At 68.6% G+C, this 7658-nt stretch carries 8 protein-coding genes; 4 read left to right on the top strand and 4 right to left on the bottom strand.

All coding sequences use genetic code 11. From position 1 onward, the window contains the following. Positions 1 to 490, top strand: a 490-nt coding sequence (locus GA0115259_RS03390; protein ID WP_237539731.1) for a sensor histidine kinase, incomplete at its 5' end; no start/stop codon positions are given. Continuing rightward, complete coding sequence (locus GA0115259_RS03385) at positions 487 to 1179, top strand: response regulator (protein WP_093590592.1); 693 nt, start codon at positions 487 to 489, stop codon at positions 1177 to 1179. The genes GA0115259_RS03390 and GA0115259_RS03385, both read left to right, overlap by 4 nt. A 103-nt stretch (positions 1180 to 1282) precedes the next feature. Here the strand turns inward: GA0115259_RS03385 and GA0115259_RS03380 are convergent, their stop codons facing one another. The 4 genes from GA0115259_RS03380 to GA0115259_RS03365 form a co-directional block, all read right to left on the bottom strand. Then, on the bottom strand, positions 1283 to 2098 hold the full coding sequence (locus GA0115259_RS03380) for an SAM-dependent methyltransferase (protein ID WP_093590604.1): 816 nt from the start codon (positions 2096 to 2098) through the stop codon (positions 1283 to 1285). Positions 2099 to 2283: 185 nt separating this feature from the next. Further along, positions 2284 to 3117: an acetolactate decarboxylase gene (gene budA, locus GA0115259_RS03375; protein WP_237539730.1), complete on the bottom strand. Its 834-nt coding sequence runs from the start codon at positions 3115 to 3117 to the stop codon at positions 2284 to 2286. A gap of 19 nt (positions 3118 to 3136) precedes the next feature. Beyond that, positions 3137 to 4819, bottom strand: a complete 1683-nt coding sequence (alsS, locus tag GA0115259_RS03370) for an acetolactate synthase AlsS (RefSeq protein WP_093590589.1) — start codon at positions 4817 to 4819, stop codon at positions 3137 to 3139. 53 nt (positions 4820 to 4872) lie between these two features. After that, a complete protein-coding gene (locus tag GA0115259_RS03365) occupies positions 4873 to 5412 on the bottom strand; it encodes a hypothetical protein (protein WP_176732415.1) in 540 nt (179 codons plus the stop codon). A gap of 359 nt (positions 5413 to 5771) precedes the next feature. Between GA0115259_RS03365 and GA0115259_RS03360 the strand changes: the two genes are divergently transcribed. After that, positions 5772 to 6488, top strand: a complete 717-nt coding sequence (locus GA0115259_RS03360; RefSeq protein ID WP_093590586.1) for a lysophospholipid acyltransferase family protein — start codon at positions 5772 to 5774, stop codon at positions 6486 to 6488. A 64-nt stretch (positions 6489 to 6552) separates the two neighbouring features. Then, a complete protein-coding gene (locus GA0115259_RS03355; protein ID WP_202449623.1) occupies positions 6553 to 7602 on the top strand; it encodes an NAD-dependent epimerase/dehydratase family protein in 1050 nt (349 codons plus the stop codon). Positions 7603 to 7658 lie beyond the last annotated feature (56 nt).

The following is a 7658-nucleotide window of genomic DNA, read 5'->3' as shown; positions in this document are numbered from 1 at the left end:
TCGGGCGGGGCCGCCGGTGCCGGCGGCCGGGCCGGCGGCCGGGCAGACCGGGGAAGCGTCCGCCGAGGCCGCCCGAGCCGAATCCTTCGTGGAGGTCGAGTTGCGTGCCGAGCGCACCACCGCGGTGATACGAGTCTCCGACACCGGTCCGGGCGTGCCACCGGAGCTGCGCGAGCGCGTCTTCGCGGAGGGCTGGTCCACCAAACAGCCCGCCGCTCCCCCGCTGTCCGGCGAGCTGTCCTGGGAGCCGTCCGGTCCGCCGCGGCCGGCCTTCCGGCGAGGCAGAGGGATCGGACTCGCGCTCGTACGCCGGCTCTCCGAGCGGTACGGCGGTATGGCGCGGGTGACGGCGCGCGCGGGCGGCGGCGCGGTCTTCACCGTCGTACTGCCCGAGGCGCTCGCTCCGGACGACCTCGCGGGAGACGCTCCGCCCATCGCCGCGGACGCTCCCTCCGCCCGTCAGCTCACTCCCGCGGGAGAGTCACGATGATCGATGTGCTCGTGGTGGACGACGACTTCCATATCGCCGAGATCAACTCCGCGTATGTGGCGCAGGTGCGCGGCTTCCGTGTCATCGGCCGCGCCCATACCGCCGCGCAGGCCCTGGCCACGCTGGAGCGCACCCATGTCGATCTCGTCCTGCTCGACCACTATCTGCCGGACGAGACGGGCCTGACGCTGGTGCGCCGGATGCGCCAGCTCGGCCATCACGCCGATGTGATCATGGTGACGGCGGCCCGCGATGTGGCCACGGTGCAGGCCGCGATGCGGTACGGAGCGCTCCAGTATCTGGTCAAGCCCTTCAGCTTCGCCGGGCTGCGGGCGAGACTCGACGGCTATGCCGCCATGCGCCGCACTCTCGACGGTGTCGGCGGACGCGGCGAGGCGGGCCAGGAGCAGGTGGACCGTATCTTCAGCGCGTTCAAGATCACGGACGCCCCTCGCTCGGAACTCCCCAAGGGCCACTCCGTGGCGACCGTCGCGCTCATCCGGCGCACGCTGGGCGAGGCCGAACATCCGCTCTCCGCGCACGAGGTCGCCGAACGCACCGGTGTCAGCCGCTCCACGGCCCAGCGCTATCTCAAGTATCTGGAGCGGACCGGGCATATCAGTCTGACCTTGAAGTACGGCGACACGGGCCGCCCCGAGCACCGTTACGCGTGGGCCGCGACGAGCTGATACACGCGGTCATCCGTCGTACCGGGCCGTCGTACCGGGCCGGCTCGGAAGGCGGGCCGGCCCGGTACAGCAGGGACGTGACGGTACGACGGAGGCCCGGTGGTCAGCCGCTCTTGCGGGCGACCGCGCCGTACATGGCTATGTCACGGTCGTCGATCGGTTCCTGGTCGGGATCGGGCCGCCAGTGATGGACCTGGGTCAGTCCCGGTTCGACCATGTCGAGGCCCGCGAAGAAGGTCTCGGCCTCGGCGTGGGTGCGCAGCTGCATCGGCATACCGCGGCTGGCGTACTCGACGGCGACCCGGCCGACCTCGACCGGAGCGAAATCGGCGGTGCCGATGGTCATGGCCAGAAAGCTGCCGGCGGGCAGCGGTTCGAGCAGTCGCTGGACCAGGCCGTGGTCGTCGTCGCTGTCGAGTATGAAGTGCAGAATGCCAATGATCATCAGGCCGACGGGCTCCTTCAGATCCAGGAGTTCCTGGAACTGAGGAGAACCGATGATCGCCTCCGGGTCCCGCATATCGGCGTCGACATACGCGGTGCGGCCCTCGGGAGAGCTGGTCAGCAGCGCGCGGGCGTGGGCCAGCACGATCGGGTCGTTGTCGACATAGACGATCCGGGCGTCGGGACGTTCCTCCTGTACCACCTCGTGCACATTGGGCGAGGTCGGCAGTCCGGTGCCGATGTCCAGGAACTGTCCGATGCCCTCCTCCCGCGCCAGATAGCGGGCCGCGCGGTGCATGAACTCCCTGTTGGCGCGCATATGAACGGGCAGCGCGGGCCACCCTTCACACATCGCGTCACCGGCCTCCTGATCGACCGGATAGTTGTCCTTGCCGCCCAGGATGTAGTCGTAGACGCGCGCCGAATGCGCCTCGCCGGTGTTGAAACGGTCGTCCGGAGAGCCCTGCGGTGCCACCTTCACTCCTCCCGGGTACCGGGATCCGCGCCCTGCGGTACCCGTGTACCAGTCCCGGTCCCGTCGGCGCCCGGCCAGGCCCGGCCCCGATCAAAGCCTTGGCCCGAGTCTATGCGCTCGGTGATCTCTTACGGTATGGCCGGAACGGCACCGCGTGGGGAAAACAACACCGCGTGGGAAGGGAGTCAGCCGCCTTCGGTGCGACGGATCTGCTCCGCCATACGATCCGTGCTGAGATCGGCGTTCAGGAACTTCCCGGACCTGGGCAGGCTCAGATGGAACTCCGAGGCCGTGCTGATGTCGATGTCGCCGTCGTCCAGCCGGAAGTCCAGCGCGTGGCCGCCGCTTCCGCGCTGGGCATCGAGGAAGTGGAGATGGTATCCGGCCACCGAGATGCCCTGCTCGTAGTCGGGCGAGCGGAATCCGGCGAGCGTTCCCGCCGTCTCCGTGAAGGTGGTCTCCGACTGGCCCTCGGTGGCCTGGACCAGAGGCGGATAGGGCGGAGTCTGCTTCATGACCGTACGGGTGCGGACCGAGCCGAAGGTGCCGGTGATCCGGACGGCGTGGACAAGGTTGGCGCTGGGGATCACCTTGTCGATCAGCGCGATGACCTCGGCCCGCTCCATGGGCTTGGTGACCCGGATACTGCCTTGCGGCTCGAACCGGGTCACGACCGCGAAGGGCGTACGGTCCATGGGCTCGGCGGGCGCGGCGCTGCCGTCGGACCACAGGTGGTAGCAGATGCCGTCGAGGACGACCATCTCGCCGTCGAGCCGGTTGAACGTACCGAGGCCGAAGTCGCCATGGGTCAGCAACTCGGCGATGGTGACGTCTCCTTCGTAGACACCGTCGAGCAGGGCGCCCATCGTGGAGGACTGATAGATCTCATGGGCGGGCCCGGCCCGGTGGCGGTCCGCAGGGTCGCCGAGGCGGTGCGCGATCATCGTGCGCGCCCAGCGCCGGAACCGGTCGGTGGGAGTGTGCTGGTCGTGCTGGTCGTGCTGGCCGGACGTGGTCATAGCTGGTCGCCTTGCCGGGTCACTCGAAGACGTCGTCGTGGAGGTGGGCGGCCAGATCGGTGTTGTGGCTGTAGTCCACCGGCACATCGATGAGGGAAGGGCCGTCCTCGGCGAGCGCCCGGCGCAGTGCCGAGGTGAACTCGTCCTGGGTGGTGACGCGGTAGCCGTGCGCGCCGAAGGTCTCGGCGTACTTCACGATGTCGTAGTCGCCGAGCCGGATGCCCGAGGTCCTGCCGTACTTGAGCATCTCCTGGAAGGCGACCATGTCATAGGTGTTGTCCCGCATCAGCACATGCGTGAAGGTCAGCCCGAGCCGGGTGGCGGTCTCCAACTCCTGTGCGGAGAAGAGGAATCCGCCGTCGCCCGAGACGGAGACCACCTGGGTGCCCGGGCGCACCATGGCGGCTGCCATGGCCCAGGGCAGGGCCACACCGAGTGTCTGCTGCCCGTTGGAGAAGAGCAGATGGCGCGGCTCGAAGACACGGAAGTGGCGGGCCATGTAGATGTACACAGAGCCTATGTCGCAGGTGATGGTGGCCTCGTCGTCCAGCGCGTCACGCAGATCCAGGACGACCGCCGCCGGATTGAGTCCCTCGGCCGTGGGCAGGGCGGCGCGGGCGCGCTCGTCGACCTGCGCCAACTCCCGCTGACGGCGGGCGATGTCGGCCGCGAACGCCTCGCTCCTGACCAGTCCGGCCAGCGGCTTGACCAGCTCGGTGAGTGTCGCGGCCACCGTGCCGCGCAGTTCCAGCGCCGGCTGGTAGTGGTTGTCGACCGCCGCCGGGACCGAGTCGATATGGACGACCGTACGGTTCACATCGGTGTTCCACAGGACCGGGTCGTACTCGACCGGGTCGTATCCGACGGTGACCAGGACATCCGCCTCGGCCATGACTGCATCGCCGGGCTGGTTGCGGAAGAGGCCGACCCGGCCGACGTAATACCGTTCCAGATCCCGGGACATGACTCCCGCAGCCTGGAAGGTCTCGACCACCGGGAGCCCGGTCTCCACGACCAGCGCCCGCAGCGCGGCACAGCTCTCCGGATCCGCCGCGCGGGCCCCGGCCAGCAGGACCGGCCGCGCGGCTCCGCGGATGAGATCCGCCGCCTGCCAGATCGTCTCCACCGGAGCGGAGCCGAGTGGCGGTACGGGCAAGGGCCGGGCGATCCGGGCGGTGGTCGGAGCCGCCTGGACGTCGGACGGCAGGATCACCGCGGCCGATCCGCGCGGCTCCGTGGTGGCCGCCCGGAACGCGTTGACGACCGTCTCCGGCACATTGTCCGGATCGTTGACCTCACCGGTGAACTTGGTCACCGTCCTGAGCAGCGCGGCGGCGTCCATCGACTGATGTGTCCGCTTCAGCCTGTCCTCCCGGCCGACGGCGCCGCACAGGGCCACGACGGGATCCTGCTCGGTACTGGCGGTCAGCAGGCCGGTGGCGAGATTGGCCGTACCGGGACCGGAGGTCACAAGGACGACCCCGGGGATACCGGTCAGCCGGCCGAGCGCCGCTGCCATGAACGCTGCGTTCTGTTCATGCCGGCAGACCACCAACTGCGGGCCCATGTCGGCCAGTACGTCATAGACCGCGTCGATCTTCGCACCCGGAATCCCGAAGATACAGGGAACTCCCTGCGACTGGACCGCTTCTATCACCCGCTGCGCGCTGCGTACCGCCGGTTCTTCGCGCTTCTTGCTCATGGCGACGCCTTCTCTCCAGGCCCTGTCCCCGTTTCGTCTCCTGGCTATTTCGGCTATTTCGCGAGCGCCGCGCGTTCGATGCTGGCGGCGAACAGCGGAGTTTCCCGGTTGTTGTGGTCGCTGGAGGCCAACTGCCGCTCATGCGCCGCCTGTTCGAAGGAGACATCGTGCTCCTTGAGGAAGACGAGGAATTCCTCCGTGGGATGCGAGACCACCGAGTTGGTGTATTCGCAGCGGCCGTCGTCGACCGGCCGGGCGCTCAGATCCCAGATGACCTGCACCTTGGTCCGCCCGTAGGGCGTGAAGACATCGGAGGTGGAGACCATACGGCAGTGGTCGGCCTCGGTGATCTCACCGACATAGTGCTGGATCACCAGTCCGGTGCCGATCATTTCGACATTGATCGACATAGGACGGCCGTCGTCGGTCGTGGTGGCCCCGGCGGCGATGTGATCGGGAGGCGCACAGCGCTGAGATTCGGCGTCCGGAAGACCGAAGAGCCAGGTGGCGATATCGACTTTCCCGACCGGTGCGCGGATCGGCGCGCGTACGGTCGACTCCGACAAAATGAGATCGGAACGGACGGTCATCATCTCCATACCTCCATACCCCCATTCCTCCTTGACATGGACTGTCGGTGGCAAGGAGGTCATTCTCCGCATTCTCCGCCGCCATACGGGCCCATTCCCGTCCCACTGTATTTTGCGGGCCAACCGGCCACATCTTGAGCGCCTTGAGCCCCCGGCACCGACCACAGTCCGCGACCGGCCGGTCACGGAGCCACGGCGCCGACTCGACTCACCGGGATGCCGACTCGCCGGGTTTTCGGCTTCCTGGCTCCGGACTGCTTTCCGCCTGACCTCGCTGCCTCTACACTTGCCCCGCCGGAGCACCCGCTGACCTGGGAAAATGGCAGCCCCGGAACCGGCCGGGCCAGTGAGGAGCGCATCCCGTGTTCTACTACGTCCTCAAATATGTACTGCTGGGGCCACTGCTGCGCGTGCTCTTCCGGCCACGGATCGAAGGGCTCGAACACATTCCGGCCGAGGGCGCGGCGATCGTCGCCGGCAATCATCTCTCGTTCTCCGACCACTTCCTGATGCCGGCGATCCTCAAACGGCGTATCACTTTTCTCGCCAAGGCCGAGTACTTCACCGGTCCCGGTCTCAAGGGACGGCTGACCGCGTTCTTCTTCCGCAGCGCCGGGCAGATCCCGGTGGACCGCTCCGGCAAGGAGGCCGGGCAGGCGGCGATCCAGGAGGGACTGGGAGTGCTGGCCAAGGACGAGCTGCTGGGGATCTATCCGGAGGGCACCCGCTCGCACGACGGACGGCTCTACAAGGGCAAGGTCGGAGTCGCGGTGATGGCGATCAGGGCACAGGTGCCGGTGGTGCCGTGTGCCATGGTCGGTACGTTCGAGATCCAGCCGCCCGGCCAGGTCGTCCCCAGGATCAGAAAGGTCGCGATCCGCTTCGGTGAGCCGCTGGAGTTCTCGCGCTACGCCGGTCTGGAGAACCAGAGGGCCGCGGTGCGCGCGGTCACCGACGAGATCATGTACGCGATCCTCGGACTGTCCGGACAGGAGTACGTCGACCGCTACGCGGCCGAGGTGAAAGCCGAGCAGGCGAAGGCCGAGGCGAAGGGAAAGCTCCGGCGGCGGCCACGCTGACAGCGGATCCGCCACCGGCGAAAGCCTCTGGGCGCATGCTGCCGGGCGCCTCTAGCGTCGCCGTATGACCAAGGGAAACGCAGTGGTGATCGGCGCGGCGGGACAGATCGGCCGGGCCGCAGTACAGGCCCTCGCCGAGGACGGCTGGGAGGTGACCGCCGCCTCGCTCGGCGGCGGCAGGGACGAGCACTGGCCCGGTGAGGTACGGGCGGTACGGCTGGACCGCGAGGACGGCGCGGCGCTGGCCGCCCTGCTGGGCGACGGCGCGGATGTGGTGGTCGACCTGGTGGCCTATGGACGGGACCACGCCCGCCAGTTGACCGTACTCGCGGACCGGATCGGCTCCGCGGTCGTCATCTCCAGCGGCGCGGTGTACGAGGACGACCAGGGCCGTGGTTTCGACACCCAGGGCGAGCCGGACGGCGGTCCGCGCTATCCGGTGCCGATCCCGGAGAGCCAGCGCACGGTGGCCCCGGGCGACACGACGTACAGCACGCGAAAGGTGCTGCTGGAGCGGGAACTCCTCACCATGGGCGACGAGTTGCCGGTGACCTTGCTGCGGGCGGGCGCGATCCACGGGCCGTACTGCCGTTCACCGCGCGAGCTGTACTTCGTCAAGCGGCTGCTGGACGGCCGTACCCGGCGCGTGCTGGCGTACGGCGGCCGGAGCCGCTTCCATCCCGTCCATGTGTCCAATCTGGCCGAGCTGATCAGGCTCGCCGCGCTGAGGCCCGGCTCCCGGGTGCTCAACGCCGGTGATCCGCAGGCGCCGACGGTCGCGGAGATCGGCGCGGCGATCGACGCGGTCCTGGACCGGGAGACGGAGACCGTGCTGCTGGACGGGCCGCCGGAGGGCACCGTCGGAGACCATCCCTGGGCCGTCGAACATACCGTGGTCTACGACATGGCCGCCGCGGAGCGGGAGTTGGGCTACCGACCGGTCACCGGCTATGTCGAGTCGCTCCCGGAGACGGTCACCTGGCTGACCGGACAGCTGCGCGGGCGCGCGTGGACGGACGCGTTCCCCAAGATGGCCGCGAGCTATGGAACCGGCCTCTTCGACTACGCGGCGGAGGACGCCTGGCTGAAGCGGTACGACCAGGGCGCGAGCTAAGGGCTGTCCCGTAATCCATGGCGGGCGCGCGACGACAGCTACGGCACCTCGCCGCG

It is taken from the genome of Streptomyces sp. MnatMP-M17 (genome assembly GCF_900091995.1).
GTDB lineage: Bacteria > Actinomycetota > Actinomycetes > Streptomycetales > Streptomycetaceae > Streptomyces.
The sequence above is the reverse complement of the archived record's forward strand: the minus strand, read 5'-3'. Positions and strand labels throughout refer to the sequence as shown.